Raw genomic sequence first — 21,810 nt, 5'->3', positions numbered from 1 at the left:
ACTAGATAAATCCGAATGTTAGATCCAAGATGAGCAATACCAATTTCAAAAGATATACAGTCACTTCCGCACTTCCCTATGCCAACGGGCCACTTCACATTGGGCACTTAGCGGGTTGCTACATTCCCTCCGATATCTATGTGCGCTTTTTGCGAAGCTTAGGAAAAGATGTTGCCTACATCTGTGGCAGTGATGAGCACGGAGTAGCGATCACCATCAAAGCGAAAAAAGAAGGCAAAACTCCACAGGAAATTGTGGATAGGTACCATGAGCTCATGAAGGGCAGTTTTCAGGAATTCGGGATTAGTTTCGATCACTATTCGCGTACATCTGCACCTATTCATCATGAGACGGCACAGGGTTTTTTCAAGGATCTGTATGAAAAAGGCGAATTTATTGAAGAGACTACGAAGCAATATTATGACGAGGAGGCCAATCAGTTTTTGGCTGATCGGTACATCGAGGGGGTTTGTCCAAAATGTGCCAATCCAAATGCCTACGGTGACCAATGTGAGAAGTGTGGTAGTTCTTTGAGCCCAACAGAGCTCATCAATCCTAAGTCAAAACTAAGCGGAAGAACACCAGTATTGATGGAAACAAAACACTGGTTTTTGGACCTGGCGAAGTATCAGAATTTCCTCAAGAAGTGGATTCTGGAAGATCACGCGGAAGATTGGAAAAACAACGTGCTTGGGCAATGTCGTTCCTGGCTAGAGGCTGGCGAAGGATTGCAGGCTAGATCCATGACGCGTGATTTGGACTGGGGAATCAAAGTGCCATTGCAGGATGCTGAAGGCAAAGTCCTCTACGTTTGGTTTGACGCCCCTATTGGTTACGTTTCCTCTACCAAAGAATGGGCTGCGGAGAAAGGAATTGATTGGGAGCCTTACTGGAAAGATAAAGACACCAAGCTGGTACACTTTATTGGAAAAGATAATATCGTGTTCCACTGTATTATTTTCCCCGCTATCCTGAAGACGCACGGAGATTACATCCTTCCGGATAATGTGCCTGCCAATGAGTTTTTGAATCTAGAAGGGGATAAGATTTCTACTTCCAGAAACTGGGCCGTTTGGCTTCATGAGTATTTGGAGGAATTCCCGGGTCAACAAGACGTGCTTCGCTATGTGTTGACTGCAAATGCGCCTGAGACGAAGGACAATGATTTCACCTGGAAGGATTTTCAGACTAGAAATAACTCAGAACTGGTGGCGATTTACGGGAATTTCGTGAATAGAGCGGTGGTTTTGACACATAAATATTACCAAGGAATCATTCCTCAGCGCGGTGAGCTGACAGGGTATGATCAGGAGGTTTTGGATGCTTTGGCGGAATTTCCTGAGAAAATCGCTTCCTCCATCGAGCGCTACAGATTCCGTGAGGCATTAGGCATAATGATGGATTTGGCTCGTTTGGGGAATAAATACCTGGCAGATACGGAGCCTTGGAAGGTTTTCAAAACTGACCAGGCGCGTACCGAGACGATCATGAATATCGCGCTCAACATCGCTGCTAATTTGGCGATTGTATCAGAGCCTTTCTTGCCGTTCACTGCTGCCAAATTAGTTGATCTCTTTGGTATGGAAAAAATAGACTGGTCTGAAGCAGGTCAGTCCGAGCTTTTGAAAGCAGGAACTTCCCTTGGTGAGATGGGATTGCTTTTCGAAAAAGTCGAAGATGAAACGGTGGAGAAACAAATACAAAAACTAGTAGATGCTAAGAAAATGAATGAAGCTGAAAACGCACCCGTTGCCCCGATGAAAGAACTAATCACGTACGATGATTTTGCGAAATTGGACATGCGCGTAGTGACTATTTTGGAAGCGGAAAAGATGCCGAAATCCAAGAAACTACTCAAATTGAAAGTGGATATAGGCTTAGGTCACAGAACTGTCTTGAGTGGAGTAGCAGAACATTTCGAGCCGGAGTTTTTGATAGGAAAGCAAGTGACGATGCTGATCAACCTTGCGCCTAGAAAAATGATGGGTATTGATTCAGAAGGCATGATCCTAATGGCCGAAGACAAAGACGGCAAGCTGAAGCTATTGGTGCCGCACGAAAGCACAGCGAGTGGATCGACGATTTCTTAAGTAGCAAGACATAAGTATCAAGTACCTAGACTTGAGAATTTAGAACCAAGAGTCAAGATTTTGGAAGGGGCGAACAATTATTCGCCCTTTCTCAATTTATAACATACATCAAATAATTCCTTAAATTGATTTCTGTATGGAAAATGATATTCTTTGGAAACAGAGGTTTGAGAATTTTGCAAAAGCAGTGAAACTTTTGGAGGAGATCCAATCTCTTGATCTTGCTAAAACTTCCCAGTTGGAGAAAGAAGGAATTATTCAGCGATTTGAATTTACGCTTGAGCTAGGTTGGAAAACGCTTAAGGATAGAATGGAGTCAGATGGGCTAGTTCTTACACAGATTTCTCCTAAAATGGTTGTGAAAGAGGCATTCAAAGCTAAATACATTGATCAAATTGAAATCTGGCTAAACATGATCAATGATCGAAATTTGCTCAGCCATACCTATGATTTCGCTGTAATGGAGGAGGTGATTCCAGATATTCAGAAAAAGTATTCTCCAGCACTTTCTGCTCTTTTTGATACATTATCTTAAGATTTAGTGATGAAATTTGGCTTGTCAAATTCAACGAAGGATATTCTAATTGATATTTTCAAAAAGTATCCACAAATCGCCCATGTACTTGTTTATGGCTCACGTGCCAAAGGTAATTATACTAGCAGAAGCGATTTGGATTTGGTTATTGATGGTCATGAGATTGATCGATTTACCTTAGGTGAACTAATCTCAGAATTAAATGAAAGTGATTTCCCTCAAACAATTGATTTACAAAGTCTAGATCGAATTCAGAATGAAAAACTGATTGATCATATTCGTCGCGTTGGAAAAACCTTTTATAAAAAGGAATGACTTTCTGTAAAGTAGAGCATCATTCAGGTAGAATTAGTAGTTGAGAACCAAGATTCTAGATTCAAGAGCCAAGAAGTCGAAATTAATTCGAATTTCTTGGCTCTTTTCTCTTGATTCTAAAATCTATTGTCTAGCTACTAAAGTCTAATGCAACGGCCTTTTTTTAATCATCCCACCTTTGGTATCCTTGATAGGGTATTGAATCACAAAAGCCGTAGGGTCAATTTTTTGAATTTCCACCAGCATCTTGGTCACTTCTAGTCTGGTAATGACGCAGAATAACACTTTCCTATCTGGCATGGATTCAGCGTTTTTTCCATATCCTCCATCAGATCGCAGGACAGTGACACCTCTGCCGAGATCGTAAGAAATCATCTGCTTGATATCTGATGCCAAAGGCGACATGATCATCACACCTAGATATTCTTCTACCCCATTGATGATGAAATCGACAGTTTTCGAAGCTGAAAAGTAGGTCAGCATGGAATACATGGCTGTTTCCAAATCCACAAAAATCGCTGCTACAATAAATAAACATACATTGAAAACAGTGATAAAGTCACCTACGGTGAGGCTAGATCTCCTGCTCACGGATATCGCCAGTACTTCCGTACCATCTATCACCGCACCACCTCTGATAGCGAAACCAATTCCGCTACCTAGGAAAAAGCCTCCAAAAACAGCGATCAGGAGCTTGTCAGCGGTAATTGCCGGCACTTCTATGTAATGGACTAAAAGGGCTAAGGCAAAGATTGCAAGCGTACTCTTGATAGCAAATTGTACAGAAACTTGCTTGGCGCCTAGCAAGATGAAAGGCAAATTGACCAGGATGATCAGCAAGGAGAGGTTCACAGGAGTGAGCATCTCTAGGAGAAGTGACATACCCATAGCACCTCCGTCAAAGAAACCGTTGGGTAGTAGGAATCCTTTCAGACCAATACTAGCCATCACTACTCCTATGGCGATGAAAACCCCGTCCTTAATCTGATTCCAGATAGTGATGCGCTTAATTAGTTCGTTGTCTTGAATGTTTAATAGTCTCTTAACCATGGCCGAAAATAGAATTTTTTCATCAACTGTGAGGTCTGCTTACCATTCCAAACCAATAATAATTACTTATCTTATGGGGAGTTGTAGTAAAACTTGGGATGAAAGCTAGATTATTGAATTGACAACTAATTAGTCAAATATTTATATAAAATTGATTTTAATTCACTTTTTGGTATTTATTTCTAGCTTAAACCTTTAAATTTTTGACAATAACTCAATTTACATTATCTTTTTGAAGCTTGTTTTAAATATGATCACACTATGAAGACCGACGGATACAATGCAGGAGAACATTACGACGAAATGATCACGGATGGAGGTGAGATTAGAGAGCACTACAATGAGATATTTAGCCATCTCAAAAAGACAAGTTCTCGCAAAATGAATCAGCTCCAGCATTCTGCCAATCAGACCCAGCGCTCTATGGGGATGACTTTCAATGTTTATCATGACAATCAGGGAAGAGAGAAAATTCTCCATTTAGATATTATTCCCAGGATTATTCCCAACTCAGAATGGAAAAAACTGGAAGCAGGTCTCAAGCAACGCACCCAAGCACTCAACCTGTTTCTTCAGGACATTTACAATGAGCGGAAAATTTTGAAGGATGGAATTGTGCCGTCTGAGTTGATTCTGAAAAGTAAGGACTACCTCGAGCCGTGTATAGGTCTTACACCTCCAAAAGGGATTTGGTGCCATATCACTGGAACTGATCTGGTGAAAGCGAAGGATGGGGAATATTACATTTTGGAGGATAACCTCAGGTGCCCTTCGGGAGTCTCTTACATGCTCGAAAGCAGGGAAATCATCAAGCGCGTTTACCCGGATATCTTCAATCAAAAAGGAGTGATGCCGGTCTCAAATTATCCGACCAAGCTGCTTCGCATGCTTCAGAATCTATCAGATAAGCCAAAACCTGTGGTCGGAGTCCTAACACCTGGAATCTACAATTCCGCTTATTACGAGCATTCCTATCTCGCTTTGCAAATGGGAGTAGAACTAGTGAATGGAGTGGATTTGATTGTGGAAAACAAGTGCGTGTATATGCAGACAACCAAAGGCTTGCAGCAAATTGACGTGCTTTATCGTAGGATCGACGATACTTTTCTAGATCCAGAGACCTTCAATCCAGCGTCTATGCTGGGAGTTCCTGGTCTTTTCGAAGCGTATAAAGCAGGGAATATTGCTCTGGCGAATGCTCCTGGAACTGGTGTAGCGGATGATAAGGCAGTATATGCCTACGTTCCCCAAATTATTAAGTACTATTTAAATGAAGATCCAATTCTGAACAACGTCCCGACTTACCTCTGCAGGGAGGAAAAGGACAGACAATATGTACTAGACCACTTAGAGGAGTTGGTAGTGAAGGAAACAAATGCCGCCGGAGGCTACGGGATGCTCATTGGTCCTAAGGCTGACGCAGCGGAGCATGCGAAGTTTCGCGAACTGATCAAGAATAACCCTACAAATTACATCGCTCAGCCTACGCTTTCTCTTTCCACAGTTCCTACGCTTACTGAGGAAGGAATCAGTGGACGACATGTGGATCTGAGGCCATATATTTTGTACGGAGAGGAGATAGAGGTGATTCCTGGAGCGCTGACTCGAGTAGCTTTGAAGAAAGGCTCGCTGGTAGTGAACAGTTCACAAGGTGGCGGAAGTAAGGATACTTGGGTTTTGTATTAAATTATTTGTCTTGGTCTGTTATGCCGCAATCCAATCTACTTTGTCTAACAGTTGGGGAGGCCGATGAGGAGCAACAACGGAAGATCCCTCATTGCACTTGTTCACTATGTACTAAATCGCTTTTGGACTTTTACTAAGGCAAATGCGGATACACCATATATTTAAACAGAAAGAATATGCTAAGTAGAGTAGCAAATAGTATTTATTGGCTGGGAAGATACCTGGAGCGTGCGGAGAATTATGCGCGATTTATTGATGTAAATTTCAACCTTATGCAGGATCTGCCGATTGACCTCAAAGAACAATGGCATCCGCTGATTGCCGCTACTGGGGACTTGGCTATCTATGAGCAGAAATTCTCAGGGTATGAGAAAAATCAAGTTTTGTTTTTCCTGGGTTTTGATGCTGAAAACCCTAATTCCATGCTCTCTGCCATCACCATTGCCCGAGAAAATGCCCGAATCATACGTGAAAACCTAAGTAAGGAAACTTGGGAAAAAGCCAACGAACTGTATTATATGATGCAGGAAGGCTTGGAGAAAAAGGTATGGAAGAAGGAAGATCCAAGACCATTTTTTGAAAAAGTGAAAAATCAAATTCTATTGATATATGGTATAGCAGATAGTTCGGTGGCGCGAGTGGACGGCTGGTACTTCAGGCAACTGGGACAATTCCTAGAGCGAGCGGATAAGACTTCTCGAATATTGGATGTGAAATATCATATCCTCCTTCCATCGGATCAGGAAGTTGGCACACCGCTGGATTTCCTACATTGGATGGCACTCTTAAAGTCAGTGACTGCTTTTAATACCTACAGAAGATTGTATGGAAATATCGATCCTTCCTGTGTTGTCGAGTTTTTGGTGCTGAATAAATACTTTCCTCGGTCTATTTACTACTGCCTCAAAGAAGCTGAAAAATGTCTTCATAACATTTCGGGCAACTTAGGAGGTGGCTACCTGAACTCAGCCGAAAAAGCTATGGGTGAACTTCGCTCCAAGTTGGAATTTGCAGAAGTTGGAGAAATCATCAACTTTGGCTTACACGAATATTTGGACAACCTCCAGCTGAAAATTAACAGTATATCACTCGAAGTGGATGCTAATTTCTTTACCATCAAGGACAATCACATTCATCAGTCTCAAAGTCAAAGTTGATTAGCGCGATTAATCAGCAAAAACTCCCTTTCCCGGTTTTTCAAAAATAGATGACTCAAACTCCTCATCCAGTAGGAGCGGATCGTCAAAACTCACCTGATAGCGTATGCTTTTTGTTGAGTCATTTTCGTAGGTAAAACCCGTAAGAATCCGCGGGAATAACACCCCATCAGAGTTCCGGTAGTCTTCATACTTCAAGGCATTGAGAGGAGGGTTGGGGTTATTGCTGTCCGATACACTGTAAAGAAGATATTCCAATCGCTGGCTGTCAGGATTAATGAGCATAAAATACTGATCATCTGGACTTGCACCTGTATTCGGAGCAAAAGTGGCTTCCAGTGTCTTGTATTTTTGTCCATTGACTGTCTTATCTTCCACTTGCGCCACAGTCACTCCTGGGTCTGTGAACACAAAGGGAATATTGAAAAAATAGAAGTACAAGTTGTGGTAGAATTTCACCGACCTACCTTTGTACGCCTCTCTAGTTGGACTTACCCAAGTCTGGCTCCCATCAAAACCAATTTCAAATTCCGGATTGGTAATCCTGATTTTTCTGCTTTCTAGATTTACAAAAGAGCTCTCAGTGATCATCAGAGTCTCGTGGATCATGGCATAGCTCTGTGCCTTGGCATAGTACCATTTTTGCCAGTCCCCATGTGCTTCTAATACTGCTGTGAATTCTGGCGAGAGCTCTGGAAGAGGTTTTTTAGCTGTTTTTTGGCAGGAGAAGAGAGAAAATATAAGTGCTGTGAAGCTGAGGAATAAGATGGTTTTGCGCATTGGAAGGTTATTTGAATTTTCAAGTTAGGCTGAAAAGAAGAACTGACCAATTCTCAGGAGTTCATTTTGGACGTTAGATGAGGGCAGGTACACTAGCTGCATATTTGCCAAGCAGCTTTGATGGGCATTATATGCTTTTGAGTTGGTAAGTCAGTAAATCATGATTTATAGGGGTATCTCATGTTTGTTGTCAGTTAAAGGTCTAGAGCGTTATAAAAATTTAAATCAAGTTTATAATTGAGTCGGCTTTGAGTATCGGTATTCTGTCCCTGCGTACAAAGAATTTTTGGTGCTGATAAGATGGTGGATAATTATATTTTATGATCATCAGCAATAATGCCAGTCACCCTGTATTCTTTGCTTATCTGGGTGAAAGACCGAAGCGGCCTCAATTCTTAAGTTTAACATTTGCTACTTTGCTTATTCCACCTTACTGGTAGAAAAACGGATAATCCTATTAAATTTTTTTCAATTCTTTCTTAGATTAAATCTAAATAATAAAAATCTTTTTTACTTTTGAGCTGGTATTTATTTTCAGTCTTAATAAACTAACTACTCTATGCAACCCAAGAAATCATCCACTTGGAAAAGTATCAGAAATATTTTTGACCAAATACACTTGTATGCTGGATTGATTTCTGGTTTAGTGGTCATTGCGGTTTGCTTCAGTGGGACGATTTACGTGTACAACACGGAGATTCGCGAGTTCATGGATTCGGAACTGTATTTTGTGGAGGAGACAGGAAATCGCATGTCTGCAGATGAGCTGAAGGGTTCTTTAGAAAAAACTATGGAGTCTTCAGTTGTAGGTTTGATGTGGAATGAAGAGTCTGATCGCAGTGTGCAATTTACCTTGAAGAAAGAAGGTGAAGAGGGTAGAGGAAATACTTATTTTGTAAACCCGTATTCGGCAGAGATTCTCGGGAATACCTCGGACAAAACTCAGACTGCCGAATTCATGGGTTACATGTTCAGCCTGCACAGATGGCTGCTATTGGATAGGGTGGAGACGCCTATCTTGGAAAGCATCTCTAATAGAGATCTTGGTAGATTTATAAATGGCGTAGCTACTTTACTTTTTCTTTTGGGAGTCATCACGGGTATTGTGATTTGGGTTCCAAATAAGGTGAAAAGCTGGAAACAAGGCCTCAAAATCAAATGGTCAGGTAACTGGAAGCGTGTCAATCACGATATCCACAACACGCTGGCATTTTACTCGCTTATACTTTTATTCATCATGTCAGCTACAGGGCCTTTCTGGTCTTATACTTGGTATAGAGAAGGCTGGCAAAAAACCTGGGATACTTACCAGGAGCCCAATGCAAAAAATGAAAAAACGGCTAAAACTGAACAGCAGCCTGAGGCTATTGCACCCGTAGAAGAAGTTAATCTCGCGTCTTTCTCTCTGGAAGATATTTTCACTAAAACCAATCAAGAGCTTCCTTATAAAGGAAATATCAGGGTTTCAATTCCATCCACTTCCTCCGATCCCATCGCTGTGAGCAAGTATAAAACAGGGTTTTTTGCCCGATCTGGCTCTGATCAATTGACTCTGTCAACTTCAGATTTATCTGTTACGGAAGCGAATTTGTTCTCTGACTTACCTTTCCGACAGCAGATTGGTCGGTCGGTCAAGTCCCTTCACACGGGGGATATCTTTGGGCAGTTCTCTAAATTTCTATGGTTTGTGGCCTGCCTGATTGCGACTTCCTTACCGATCACCGGTACGCTGATCTGGTGGAACAAGCGTAAGAAAAAACCTGCAAAGAAGAAACCAAACCAGGCGAAGCCAACCCAAGACCGAATAGCTGAAATGGCCTAAGTAATTGAAAACCTTCTGGATGTGGAAGGTTTTTTTATTACGCGGAGTTTTACGCGGAGCGGGCAGCTTGTGGTTGACCTGCTTCTACACAAGCTGATCTTATTGATTTTTAGAATCAAAATTCCTTAGCTCCCTATCAAATCTCAATGGTTTGATTTAATGCAAATGTCTTCTAAATGAGGGCCGTTCTTGCAGTTTTCTCAAGAAACTTTAAGAGAATCTTAAGACTAACAAGTACCGAGCTTGATTTGATTTGCTAACTTTTGCGAAGCAAACAATCTTGACAGAGATTTGAAGAGTAAGAAGAAAAAGGGGTAACTTTTTCGAGCTCTCAACAAGTTAACTGCGTCCTCTGCTAAACCTCTGAGCTATCTGTGGTAAAATAAATCAAACATGCGAATTCTAGTTGTAGAAGATGAACCGGGTATTTCTGGATTTTTGAAGCAAGGTTTAGAAGAAGAATCTTTCGCTGTGGACGTGGCCGAAAATGGTGAAAAAGGGCTTCAACATGCCCTAAGTGGAGCATATGATCTGTTGCTGCTTGACTGGATGCTACCATTGAAAAGCGGTGTGGAGGTTTGCCGAGAGTTCAGAGCGCGATATGCGCACACACCGGTCATTTTTTTGACGGCAAAGGACACTGTGGAGGAGACCATTGCCGGGCTTCAGTCCGGAGCCAATGATTACATCAAAAAACCCTTTCATTTCGAAGAATTACTGGAAAGGATACGTGTCCAACTGCGAGGCAAAGAGGTTTTGGAAGAGAAATATACGTTGGGTCCGATCACACTTTTCACCGATCGGCATTTAGTCTTGCGTGGCAACGAGGAAGTGCCACTTACGCAAAAGGAGTTTGCACTGCTGGAATACCTGATGAAAAATAAAAATCAGATTTGTCGTCGCACTCAAATCATCGAAGATGTCTGGGATATTCACTTCGAATACAACACGGGCGTGATTGACGTGTTTATGAATTCCCTTCGCAAAAAGCTTCAATTCACCACCAGTGAAGATTATATACAGACGATTCGTGGAATCGGCTATATCGCCAGGGAGTTATGATGGTTTCCTATAAAGAACGCATCGCTCGTAGGTTGACTTTGGTCACGGCCTTGATCGTCCTCGTGGTTTTCGCGATCATCTATTTGGTGGTTAACTTCACGGTGGTTGAAAGCATAGATAGGGAACTTCAGCTGGAGACTGACAAGCACGTGGGTCAAATTTTTTTGGTGAATGGAGAAATTCGCTTCGTACACAAGGACGAATGGCAGGAGCAGGAGCATAGCCAAATCCAGCTCAATCCGATCTTCATCGAAATCGTGGACATGCAAGGCAAGTCCATGGATAGATCCCCTAACCTGGGTGCAAATAGACTTAGCTTCTACCCCGATCGTGCTAAAAAAGGCGAAGCTTGGACCCTGAAAACCGGGAGTCGGGAAGTTCGTCAGATGCAAATTCCGCTCAACCACGCTGGAAAGCAAGAAGGCTACATGTTGGTAGCGAAGTCATTTGAGGATGCGAGAGAATTACTCACCAACCTGCGAAATATCCTTCTTCTGCTCTACCCTGGGATATTGATTTCCTTATTTCTTGCCATGCGGTATTTGGCGGGAAAAAGTATCCAGCCAATTCAGCAAATCATTTTAAAAACTAACCTGATTTCCCAAAGTAATCTGAATGAACGGATTCCGGTGACTGAGCCAAATGATGAAATAGCCCAATTGACTCGGTCGATTAATGGGCTGTTGGGCAGGTTGGAGCAGTCGCTGATCAGGGAAAAACAATTTACCTCAGACGCTTCGCATGAATTGAGAACACCTCTGGCGGTGATGCGGGGAACCTTGGAAGTGCTCATCCGCAAGCCAAGGGAAACGGATGAATACGTAGAAAAGATCAAAATGGCGCTGGCAAGTATTGATCGTATGTCTGAGATGATTGAGCAATTACTTTCACTGGCTCGTGTGGGCAAAGGCAAGATGAGTAGGGAGGATGTGGAGTTAATTTCATTTACTCGGGATTTTGCGCAGCAAGCCGAGAAAGAAACAGGAAGGAAAATTGACTTTGAGACCAATCTAGCCACGCCGCTTTACACTCAGGTCAATGAAAAATCGTTACAGATAATTCTGACCAATCTGGTTGGGAATGCAGTAAAATACTCTGCTCCAAAAACCACAATCCAACTACAGGTGGGAAATCATGAAGGCGCATCCTTCATACAAATCAGTGATGCTGGAAAAGGCATGTCCAAGGACTCGCTGGCGAAGATTTTCGATCCGTTCTACAGAGAATTGGACCAAACTGGACATTCTGTCCCAGGAACAGGGCTTGGTCTGGCTATCGTGAAAAAGCTTGCCGTTGAGTCTGATATCCAGGTGGAAGTGGAAAGTGAAAAAGGCCTGGGCAGTTCCTTTCGATTGATTTTTAACTGAGAGATTTAAGGCAATCTTAAGGGAGTTTTTCGGGTGATGAGCGCTATTGAAGCCATTTTTGTAACTCATCACCCTCGCTCACATGTTAGATCGCATTATACACTGGAGTATAGCTAATAAGCTTATCGTATTCATTTTTATAGCCGCATGGGTAGGGTTTGGAATTTTTGCATTGAGCAATTTGCCGATAGGCGCAGTGCCTGACGTCACCACCAACCAGGTACAGGTGATCACCACTTCCAGAAACTTGGCTACAGAGGATGTAGAAAAGTATCTGACCTATCCCGTGGAACTGGAAATGGCTAACCTTCCCGGAGTTATCGAGATCCGGTCTGTTTCTAAGTTTGGGCTTTCGGTGGTGACGATTGTTTTCGAAGATAAAATGGGAACCTACCTCCCTCGGCAACTCATCGCTGAGCGGATCAAGATCGCTGAGGAAAGTATCCCTGCAGGTTTTGGTACTCCGATCATGGGCCCTATCTCTACGGGACTGGGTGAAATATATCAGTACATCATCGATGTCGAGCCCGGCTATGAGGAGACCTACGACATCACTGATCTTCGGACGATTCAGGATTGGGTGGTCCGCCGTCAGCTTTCAGGAATAGAAGGTGTGGTGGAAGTGAATACCTGGGGAGGTTTTCTGAAGCAATATGAGGTGGCGATCAATCCAGAGCGCTTGAAAGGAATGCAGATTGAACTTTCTGAGGTTTTTCATGCACTGGAGAAAAATAATTCCATAGCAGGTGGAAGCTATATAGAAAAGACAAATGAAAGCTTTTTCATCCGTGGTGAAGGGTTGGTTAGTACGCTGGAGGATATCGGGAATATAGTGGTGGAGAAGAGAAATGGTGCACCGATTTACATAAGAGATATTGCTGAAGTAGGCTTTGGGCATGCCAATCGATTCGGTGCGATCACGGCCAATGGGGAAGGGGAAAAAGTGCTCGGTCAGGTGATGATGCTGAAAGGTGCGGATTCCAAAGGAACCATAGACCGAGTAAAAGAACGCTTGGAAGAGATGAAAACTTCCCTCCCAGAAGGCATCGTTATCAATGGTTTTTTAGATCGTTCTGAATTGATAGGCCGGACCACCTTCACGATCGCTGAGAACTTGATTCTGGGCTGTCTGATCGTTGTTTTTGTGGTGGTATTACTATTGGGCAATTTCAGGTCAGGTTTGGTGGTAGCATCGGTGATTCCTCTTAGCTTACTTTTTGCCCTTTCACTGATGTATCTCTTTGGCGTAGATGCCAACTTGATGAGTTTGGGAGCGATAGATTTTGGGATCATCATCGATGGAGCCGTGATTATCGTAGAATTCATCGCCTTCCAGTTTACCCGATCTCATCATCAGCTGGTTGGGCTTTCTAAGACTCAGCGTCAGGAAAAGAAAGATGAGATAGCCTTCACAGGAGCTTCCAAAATGATGCATTCTGCGGTTTTTGGGCAGATTATCATTATCATCGTCTTTATCCCGATATTATCTCTGACTGGTGTGGAGGGGAAAATGTTTCGCCCGATGGCAGAGGTGTTTTCCTTTGCTTTGATAGGAGCTATGATTCTGGGACTCACCTACGTCCCGGTAGTTTCTTCCCTTTTTCTCAAAACTACTCCCCCAGGCCCAAAGAACGTTTCTACCCGAATCATCAATGGAATAAACAAGATTTATCAACCGGCGATTATTTGGGCTTTGGATCACACCAAAGCAGTACTGGGAGCCGCATTTGCACTTTTGGCAGGAACTATTCTGCTCTTTATGAGCATGGGTTCTGAGTTTGTGCCTACGCTGGATGAAGGCGACTTCGTGATTCAGCCCTTTTTGAAAACAGGAACTACCCTTACCAATACAGTAGAAACCATCACTCAGATAGAAAAAATTCTCATGGAGTTTCCAGAAGTGAATCAGATCGTGACTAGAATCGGCGCGGCGGAGATTCCCACTGACCCTATGTCTATGGAGGAAAGTGACGTGATCGTGACCCTAAAGCCGCGCTCCGAGTGGACCACTGTGGAGACTAAGGATGAGCTGGCAGAGAAATTCAAAGAGGTACTGGAAGTGATTCCGGGAATGGAGTTCGAATTTACCCAGCCTATAGAAATGCGCTTCAATGAGCTGATCACGGGTGTTCGAGCTGATTTGGCGATTAAGGTTTTTGGGGAGGATTTGGATGTTTTGCTCCAAACTGCAGAACAAATTGAAGCTGCTATTCAAGGAGTGGAGGGTGCTGCTGATATAATTTTGGAAAAAGTAGATGGCTTGCCGCAGATGAAAATAGCATACGACCGAGGCAAAATTGCCAAGTTCGGGTTGAATATCTCTGACCTCAATGAGGTGGTCACTATGGGGTTTGCAGGAATGAGTGCGGGGAAGGTTTTTGAGGGGGAAAAACAATTTGATCTGGTGGTTCGGTTTGCGGAGCCTTTCCGAAAGGATATCCGAAATCTGGAGCAAGCCTCTATTCAGCTGCCAAATGGCGGTTCAGTTCCGCTCTCAGAGCTTGCCAAAATCAGCTATACCAAAGGCCCTGCGAAAATCTCCCGTGACAATACGCAGCGAAGAGTAGTGATCGGAGTGAACGTAAGGAATCGCGATCTTCAATCTGTGGTGGATGATATCCGTGGTATAATCACCAATCAAATAGACGTACCAGAAGGTTATCGCGTGGATTACGGCGGACAGTTTGAAAACTTGCAGCAAGCCCGAAATCGCTTGATGATCGCTGTACCTATTGCCTTATTTCTGATTTTCATCCTCCTCTATTTTGCATTCTCCTCCACCCGCGATGCGCTGATGATCTATTCGGCTATTCCGCTGTCAGCGATAGGAGGAGTGATTTTGCTCTGGGTGCGGGATATGCCTTTCAGTATCTCAGCGGGCGTGGGATTTATCGCGCTTTTCGGCATAGCCGTACTCAACGGCATCGTGTTGATCGAACACTTCAAATCTATGGAAGCTCAGTACACCAACCTCAAAGAACTGGTAATTAAAGGGGCAATGGAGCGATTGCGACCTGTTTTGCTTACCGCCTCAGCAGCTGCGTTGGGATTTTTGCCTATGGCGATTTCGGGTTCCGCGGGAGCGGAGGTACAAAGACCCTTGGCTACTGTGGTGGTAGGAGGATTGATTTCTGCTACTATTTTGACCTTGATTGTGCTACCGGTGCTGTATGTTTTATTCAAAACTAAGTCAGGAGCTTCACCTTCTTCCTTTTCGAAGAAAGTTCTGAGCTCCTTGGTTCTTATTTCGCTGACGTCTATGGCTGCATCAGCCCAAGAAACGCCACTCACTTTGGCGCAAGCCGTGGAAATAGGAATGAAGCGAAACCTGACCATACAAGCCGCGGATAAGTCCTTGGAAATGGCTAATGCCAAGATTGGGCAAGGCTGGAATCTCGATAAAACGAATCTGTATTATGCAGAAGACAAAAATGACATCGCCGAAAACGGGATTTATAACAGAAAGTGGGGGATAAGTCAGAGCTTGGCTTTTCCTACGCTATATGGCGCGCAGAAAAACGCTTTGCAAGCGGAAGCAGAAATGCAGCTCAGTCAGCTGGATCTAGAAAAGCGACGCATGCGGGGAGAGGTGAGCAAAGCGTTTATCGAAGTTCTCTATTGGCAGGAATTGATGGAAAATTACGCTTACCTGGATTCCCTTTATGGGGAATTTTCCCGAGCCGCTTCCCGGAAATTTGAAACTGGAGAGAGCAACTACCTCGAAAAACTTACCGCCGATGGCAAGCGTCAGGAGATTGGGCTGAAGAAAAGTGAGGCTACTGAGAACCACCTGATGGCTTTGGATCAGCTGAAACTCCTACTGAATTGGGAAGGTGAGCTGACTCTCTCTCAGGAAGAAATATCTCTGGATTCCCAGTTGCCGGAGGATTGGTCGGCACATCCGGGAGTAGCGTATTACGAAAGTGCCATCAGTCAATCTACCTTTCAGATTCAGGCAGAAAAGCGAAAGATGCTTCCAGATATCAATTTGGAAGTGTTTCGGGGGACAAACCCAGGAGAAAATGCCAAAGTTTATCCTGGTTTCCATGCTGGGATATCGCTTCCCTTGTTTTTTGGTGCTCAAAAAGCCAGTGTGAAAAGTAGTGAGTTCCAGCAAGAGAAAATTCTCCTAGAGGCTCAGCACTACCAAAATCAATTGGAAAGTCGGGCTCAGCAGCTACAGCGTCAACTCGATCAAAACGTACGGGTGATTGCTTATTACGAGGCTGAAGGCAAATCACTTTCGCAGCAAATTCTGCAGCAAGCGCAACGATCTTATCAGGAGGGGGAAATTGATTTTCTACAATATGTGCAGCTACTGGAGAATTCCAGAACGATCACCCTTCAATACCTACAAAGCAAATTTGCTTATCAACAAACCATTTTGGAACTCAATTACCTTCTGAACTGATGAAGAACTTACTCATAAAATCCTTACTCAACGCTTCCCTGATGGCTAGCAGTATTCTTTTTGTCCACTGCTCAGGTTCTGAAGAATCTGAAACCACCGGAGTGGAAGTGGAGGCTGGGACCTCCTCTGGTCCATTTATCAGCGTTTCCCAGCTACAATTTGAGACCATGAATATGGCTTGGGGAAGTCCCAAGATCCAAGAGTTTTCAAAAGAAGTAGCGGTGCAGGGTATGGTAAAAGTTCCTACTGAGGGGATTCAGGAGATCTCGGCCTTTTTCGGCGGTTATGTCAGTGGCTTGAGTAAGCTGGAGGGCGAGCCCGTGCGAAAGGGTGAAACGCTTTTCTATTTGGAAAACCCCGACTTCATTCGACTGCAGCAGGATTATCTGGAAGCTACCAGCCAACTCGCTTATTTGGAGGCAGAATATGAACGTCAGAAAACCCTCTTCGGGGAAAAAATATCAGCACAGAAGAATTTCCTGAAGGCAGAGGCGGATTATCAGGGAACCCAAGCTAAAGCAGAGAGTCTCAAGCGACAGTTGGCGCTGATCAACATCAATACGGATAAGCTGAAACCTGAAAATATCCGTTCCAAAGTTCCTGTTTTGTCTCCAATTTCAGGATTTGTGGACGGGGTACATTTGGTACAAGGTTCATTTTTGGCAGTAGGAGGCAAAGCAATGACGCTAATCAGCAAGGATCACCTTCATGTAGAGTTGGTGTTTTTTGAAAAAGATGCTGCAAGTATTCACATAGGACAGCGGGTGACGCTCACTATACCTGATTCGCCGGGGAAGACACTGACCGCTGAGGTGAAGATGGTGGGTCAGTCGATCAATCAGGATCGACAGATTACTGTTCATGCTGATCTGTCGAGTAGAGAAGAGGAGGCGCTGCTGGTGCCGGGGATGTTTATCGAAGCCAAACTTATCCTAGACCCTAAGGAAGCTTGGGTGGTTCCAGCCACCGCTGTGGTGGTGTCAGGAGGAGAAAGCTATGTGTTGGTGCAGCGGGAAAAGACGGAAGCTGGCTATAAGCTAGAGAAAGTAGCTGTGAAAACAGGTTTGGAAAGTGAGGATACAATTGAGCTTTTGCTAACTGAAGGAATAGATGAAAACACACTACTCTTGACTCATGGTGGGTTTAATTTATTGCCATAGGTTTTTGTAGCCGCAAAGGTCACGCGGAGTGCGCAACTGGGTTGAAATTTGTTGTTGGTGTTTATTGGTTTGTAGGGGCTAGACATTTTTTGCCGAAATGAACGGCAGACAGCATCAATGATGAGATTTTATTATAGCCCTTGTTTTGGGCAAACGGCTGAAAATCAAGGGTAGGAGGGTTCGCCAAACGAGGAAAAGTATTTTTTGAATTACATAGAAAACATAGATCACATAAAAGCCAAATATCTATTTTCTTGCTTCGATATTCATCTGCCTCCACTTTAGCCGGAGGTCATCCCAAGTCATTTTATGATTCTGAAAGGATCGAACCATGTATAGCCCCATACGAAATGCGGGGTTTGGAGAAAGTGCAGGAAGTTTAAAAAAACAGGCTGTTTGTTGAGATTTTTTTTATTGGGGTTTGTGAAGACACAAACCACGGCGGCAGTCGGCAGACCTACCACTAATTTTAATCAATCTGCAAGTCTTGCACTTACGATTTTTATCCCTGGATAAGAAATTCCAAGTCTGTTGCAAATGCGAAAATTCTCGTCTGACAATTTGATAAATTGGATAATTAAGGTATCACCTGCAGTGTTCAGGGAATTGTCTAGGCTATAGGCGTTATAGCTTAGTGTATTGAAATCAGTCAATCTCTTTACTTCGGATTCTTTGTCGAGAAATCTGATGACAGGAAGTCCACAGGAAATATCAGCAGTACTTTCAACAACAACTCTGAATTCATTGATAGGCGTTTCCTCTTTTTCACAAGAAGCCAAGAATAATAGAAGTAACAAAAGGAAGTTGATTTTCATAAATTCTAGTACGAATCATTAGAGCAAAACGATACGCTCTTACTCTGCAGTTTCAAATTTAGTAGTCGATGGAGATAAGCAGAATAACTGTTTTTCATTTCTCAATCCGGTATCACTAGCTCCAATCGCCTTCCACCTACTTCTGGAAAACTAGCCTTTTTCTCTCTCAATTCCTCAGCTAAGATTTTCCTCATTTTATTCAACTGCTCAGGATTTGAGTCTGCCAGATTCTCAGTTTCGAAGGGGTCTTTTTTCAAGTTAAAAAGCTCATAAGCAGGCTCTCCTTCTATTGGATAATGATAGATCAACTTCCAATTGCCATCGACCAAACTCGTGAAATAGTTCGAGCGATGATCGCCATGAGGGAAGTGATTTAAAAATCGCTCGGTCCGCGTGGTGTCTAGGATGCCCATAAACTGTGTTTGGAGGCTAAAGCCATCTAGTTCATACGAATCCGGTAGAGGAATATCAGCCAGCTGCAGGAGTGTAGGGAAAAGATCTATGATACTGCCTAGTTGTTGTTGAATAGTATTCTGTGCGATGGGTATTTTTTGCTGGATGGGTTCATCAGGATCAGTACTCACCCAGGCCGCAATAAATGGCACACGCATGCCCCCTTCCCAGTGATTACCTTTTTTGCCTTTGATCGGGGAAGAACTGCTGTAGTCATCTTCAATTGGCAAGGGTGCATCCGACCCATTGTCACCAAGGAAAAGGATTAGCGTATTTTCACCCACGCCCAGCTCCTGCAGATGTTTTATAATATCTCCAAGTGACTTGTCTATTCCTTCGATCAACGTGGCATAAGCCTTGGCTTTTTCAGGCATGTCGGAGTTCTTATATTTTTCCGCGAAGCGGGGATCTGAATAAAACGGCGCGTGCACAGCGTAATGAGACATGTTCAGAAAAAAAGGTTTGCCTTCTTCATGAGCTTGGGTAATAGCCGCTTTGGCTTCAAGTGTCAGTGCTTCTGTCAGGAAAATATCCTGGCCGTGGTATTTTTCCAGTCCGGGTACTGCTCTGGATTTATTGCCTCCCGTATGACCGAAGCCTTCCTCACCTAAGTAACTGCCCGGCTGACCGATCGAGCTCCCAGCGATGTTGATCTCAAAACCCAGGTTCAGCGGATCTTCACCTGGAGAGTTAAATGGCCCAAAGTGAGCCTTGCCCACATGGATAGTTTTATAGCCGTGCTGCTGCAGAATCCTCGGAAGCGTGGTGGAGTTCCTGTCCAATCCCTGCCAATTCCAATCCTCAGGGCCAAAAGCTGTGCTGTTATTCTCTTCCGATCGGATCCAGTTGGTCACGCCATGGCGAGCGGAATTCTGCCCGGTGAGCATTGAGGTTCGTGAAGGAGAGCAGACCGAATGAGCGTAGAAATTTGAGAATCGGATGCCTTGGCTAGCAAGGATTTCCATGTTCGGTGTCTGGTAAAACTCATTGAGTGGATAGGTGAGGATATGACCTTCGGCATCAGTGAGAAAAGGAACTGAGGTATCCATCAAGCCCATGTCGTCGATCAGAAAAACGATGATGTTGGGAGGAAGAGGGTTTGGTTGGGCACTGCTAGAAGGTAAAAAGCAAAGTCCAATCAAAAATGAAAGTAGTACGGAAGAGAATTTGGACATCAGGTTGGGGTTGAGTGAAAAGTGAAAAAGCAAACCTAGCGTGTGCAGGTTTGCTTTCCAAACTGGTTTACTCAAGATCCAGGCTTGCTAATACGCCGGAAATTCCTGCTGAAGCCCGCTGAATTGATCGATCATTTCCCACTTGGGCCTGTAGTAGGTAGTGAGTAGTCTTCCTCCCACCGAGCCATTTTCTACGACAATTAACGCGGCGGCTAATCGTAAGTCATTTTGATTTCCCCAGTTGAACTGAGGGGTGTCGCCTACGGCAAAGTCAGCGGGGAAGCCATCAAAGTAATCGGCTTTTCCTTCTGAATTTGCAATGGCAAATGTGATGGGTACAAGCTCTACGTTATTGTTTTTAAGAGTATTGTTGTAGGGCGAAAGGGGGAAGGATCCGACGGGCTTTCCAAAGGTATTGTCGCCGACCAGGGTGACATCGAAATACGGACTGAGGGAATTGATTACTAGTTCTGAGGCCGAAGCGGTGCCTCTGGCTGTGATGAAGATGAGTTTGTCCAGCTTCAGATTTCCTGCTTTTCGGAAGTTGACACTTTTTTGATTTTCTGTTTTCAGTGAATTCAGTTTGTTGGTGTACATCAATTTGTTGCTGTTGGAGGCCTGGATCAAATAGTTGTTGATTTGCTCTGCTACAGCTACGGATCCGCCGCCATTGTAGCGAAGATCTATGATCAACTCATCTATTCCCGCTTCTTCGAAATACTTCATCGATTCATCTACTTCCAGGCTTTTGGTAGGAGATTGACCAGCAGTTGCTTTGAAAGATTGGTACACCCAGTAGCCTACTTTTTTGCCAGCTAGGGAGATGATTTCCTGATGCAAAACAGAATTGGATTGATACTCGGCCTTCACGTTTGTTCGGGAAGTGGTAGTTCCATCAGGCAGCTTGAAAGTGAAGGAATTGCTGATTCCGGGATCGGGCGCCCCTAACTGGAAGTCATAGCCTCCTGTGCTGTTGCGGTATTGAGCGATGGGTTTACCATTTATAGCGGTGATTTCCCATCCACGTTTCCAGCCGTCTTTTCCCGCAGGGGACTCTTCGTACACGAAGGTCAAGAATAGCCTCTCGCTGGCATCAAATGCGAACCCAAATCCATGGCCAGCATTTCTACCCACAAAAGCATTGTTGAAAGCTTCCTGAGTAGTCAAGTAAGAGAATCTGTCTAGGGGTTTGTTGATAATGGCATTTAAAAAATCCTCGTTTGAGGAGTAATCAGCGGTGTTTACAGTAGCTGGAAGTTCTGTGTTCCAGTAGTACCATTCTTGCATGGATTCAAAAATAGCACCTCTCACTTGGTCTGACTGAGGTTCAGGAATAATGTCTTCAGTCTGGTCACAGGAGAAGAAGAAGAACATGAGACTCCTTACTATCCACTTTGAATTAGTCATATCGGTTAGCTTTAGCGTAGTTACCTACGAGTGAAAGGTGCTTTTGGATGTATTAGATAGCTATGTCGTAAACTTGCACTTTTTTCCACATGTGAGAATATTTCTCAATGAATTCCAGGTGGAGCGGGTCAGACTGGTAAACGAGCTGATCTTCCAGGCTGTCAAAAAATGCCGTGCAGGCGACTTGGTAGCTGTGATCGACCACGTCACGTTTTTCAGTGGCAGCCGGAGTACCGGCTATGAATTTGCCGACGGTCTTGCATCTGCCTAGCATAGGAACAGCATCAGTGAGGAATTCTTGGGTATTTGCTTCGTCGTGAAGCCAAAAGTAAACTTGGTGAATCATTTTTTGCTTAGCCATTTGATTAGCGATTGAAGTTATAGGTAATACGGCGGTGGCACCTACCACGCCAATAGTTTTAATAAATTGTCGTCTTGATTTCATGAAAATATAGGATGGGTTTGCGTGCGTTTTGGCTTTTTCTAACGGAAGAAATTCAGGATTAGCCGTGGCTCTAAAGATAA

16 protein-coding genes are annotated in these 21,810 nt (G+C 43.8%); 10 read left to right on the top strand and 6 right to left on the bottom strand.

From position 1 onward, the window contains the following. Positions 1-29 precede the first annotated feature (29 nt). The 3 genes from metG (at position 30) to ABJH64_RS02800 (ending at position 2,940) form a co-directional block, all read left to right on the top strand. A complete protein-coding gene (gene metG / locus ABJH64_RS02810) occupies positions 30-2,090 on the top strand; it encodes a methionine--tRNA ligase (protein WP_348276260.1) in 2,061 nt (686 codons plus the stop codon). 136 nt (positions 2,091-2,226) lie between these two features. Beyond that, on the top strand, positions 2,227-2,625 hold the full coding sequence (locus ABJH64_RS02805) for a nucleotidyltransferase substrate binding protein (RefSeq protein WP_348276261.1): 399 nt from the start codon (positions 2,227-2,229) through the stop codon (positions 2,623-2,625). A gap of 9 nt (positions 2,626-2,634) precedes the next feature. After that, positions 2,635-2,940 (top strand): nucleotidyltransferase domain-containing protein, encoded by a 306-nt coding sequence (locus ABJH64_RS02800; protein ID WP_348276262.1) that lies wholly within the window; start codon positions 2,635-2,637, stop codon positions 2,938-2,940. A gap of 144 nt (positions 2,941-3,084) precedes the next feature. Here the strand turns inward: ABJH64_RS02800 and ABJH64_RS02795 are convergent, their stop codons facing one another. Beyond that, positions 3,085-3,990: a YitT family protein gene (locus tag ABJH64_RS02795; protein WP_348276263.1), complete on the bottom strand. Its 906-nt coding sequence runs from the start codon at positions 3,988-3,990 to the stop codon at positions 3,085-3,087. A 261-nt stretch (positions 3,991-4,251) separates the two neighbouring features. On the opposite strand from ABJH64_RS02795, the gene ABJH64_RS02790 reads away from it, so the two are divergent. Further along, on the top strand, positions 4,252-5,676 hold the full coding sequence (locus tag ABJH64_RS02790; protein ID WP_348276264.1) for a circularly permuted type 2 ATP-grasp protein: 1,425 nt from the start codon (positions 4,252-4,254) through the stop codon (positions 5,674-5,676). A gap of 176 nt (positions 5,677-5,852) precedes the next feature. After that, positions 5,853-6,833: an alpha-E domain-containing protein gene (locus ABJH64_RS02785; protein ID WP_348276265.1), complete on the top strand. Its 981-nt coding sequence runs from the start codon at positions 5,853-5,855 to the stop codon at positions 6,831-6,833. Between the two features lie 9 nt (positions 6,834-6,842). Here the strand turns inward: ABJH64_RS02785 and ABJH64_RS02780 are convergent, their stop codons facing one another. Further along, a complete protein-coding gene (locus ABJH64_RS02780) occupies positions 6,843-7,613 on the bottom strand; it encodes a DUF6503 family protein (RefSeq protein WP_348276266.1) in 771 nt (256 codons plus the stop codon). 559 nt (positions 7,614-8,172) lie between these two features. Here ABJH64_RS02780 and ABJH64_RS02775 point away from each other — a divergent pair. The 5 genes from ABJH64_RS02775 to ABJH64_RS02755 all read left to right on the top strand — a co-directional run bounded on the left by ABJH64_RS02775 (position 8,173) and on the right by ABJH64_RS02755 (position 17,435). Then, on the top strand, positions 8,173-9,435 hold the full coding sequence (locus ABJH64_RS02775) for a PepSY-associated TM helix domain-containing protein (RefSeq protein ID WP_348276267.1): 1,263 nt from the start codon (positions 8,173-8,175) through the stop codon (positions 9,433-9,435). Positions 9,436-9,828: 393 nt separating this feature from the next. After that, positions 9,829-10,497, top strand: coding sequence for a response regulator transcription factor (locus ABJH64_RS02770; RefSeq protein WP_348276268.1), 669 nt, complete (start codon positions 9,829-9,831; stop codon positions 10,495-10,497). Continuing rightward, a complete protein-coding gene (locus tag ABJH64_RS02765; RefSeq protein WP_348276269.1) occupies positions 10,494-11,864 on the top strand; it encodes an ATP-binding protein in 1,371 nt (456 codons plus the stop codon). Before ABJH64_RS02770 ends, ABJH64_RS02765 begins: the two co-directional genes overlap by 4 nt. A gap of 82 nt (positions 11,865-11,946) precedes the next feature. Then, positions 11,947-16,275 carry a CusA/CzcA family heavy metal efflux RND transporter gene (locus ABJH64_RS02760; protein ID WP_348276270.1) on the top strand — a complete coding sequence of 1,443 codons (4,329 nt, stop codon included), beginning with the start codon at positions 11,947-11,949 and terminating at the stop codon, positions 16,273-16,275. Next, positions 16,275-17,435 (top strand): efflux RND transporter periplasmic adaptor subunit, encoded by a 1,161-nt coding sequence (locus ABJH64_RS02755; RefSeq protein WP_348276271.1) that lies wholly within the window; start codon positions 16,275-16,277, stop codon positions 17,433-17,435. The genes ABJH64_RS02760 and ABJH64_RS02755 overlap by 1 nt, the downstream gene beginning before the upstream one ends. A gap of 473 nt (positions 17,436-17,908) precedes the next feature. Here the strand turns inward: ABJH64_RS02755 and ABJH64_RS02750 are convergent, their stop codons facing one another. From ABJH64_RS02750 to ABJH64_RS02735, 4 genes are all read right to left on the bottom strand, one after another. Continuing rightward, positions 17,909-18,250: a hypothetical protein gene (locus tag ABJH64_RS02750; protein WP_348276272.1), complete on the bottom strand. Its 342-nt coding sequence runs from the start codon at positions 18,248-18,250 to the stop codon at positions 17,909-17,911. A gap of 101 nt (positions 18,251-18,351) precedes the next feature. Continuing rightward, complete coding sequence (locus ABJH64_RS02745; RefSeq protein WP_348299011.1) at positions 18,352-19,953, bottom strand: sulfatase; 1,602 nt, start codon at positions 19,951-19,953, stop codon at positions 18,352-18,354. 12 nt (positions 19,954-19,965) lie between these two features. After that, positions 19,966-21,285, bottom strand: coding sequence for a S41 family peptidase (locus ABJH64_RS02740; RefSeq protein WP_348276893.1), 1,320 nt, complete (start codon positions 21,283-21,285; stop codon positions 19,966-19,968). Positions 21,286-21,337: 52 nt separating this feature from the next. Next, on the bottom strand, positions 21,338-21,730 hold the full coding sequence (locus ABJH64_RS02735; RefSeq protein WP_348276892.1) for a Dabb family protein: 393 nt from the start codon (positions 21,728-21,730) through the stop codon (positions 21,338-21,340). Positions 21,731-21,810 lie beyond the last annotated feature (80 nt).

It is taken from the genome of Algoriphagus sp. (assembly GCF_039969895.1).
Classification (GTDB): domain Bacteria; phylum Bacteroidota; class Bacteroidia; order Cytophagales; family Cyclobacteriaceae; genus Algoriphagus.
Note: the sequence above shows the minus strand (reverse complement) of the source record. Positions and strands in the feature narration are given on the sequence as shown.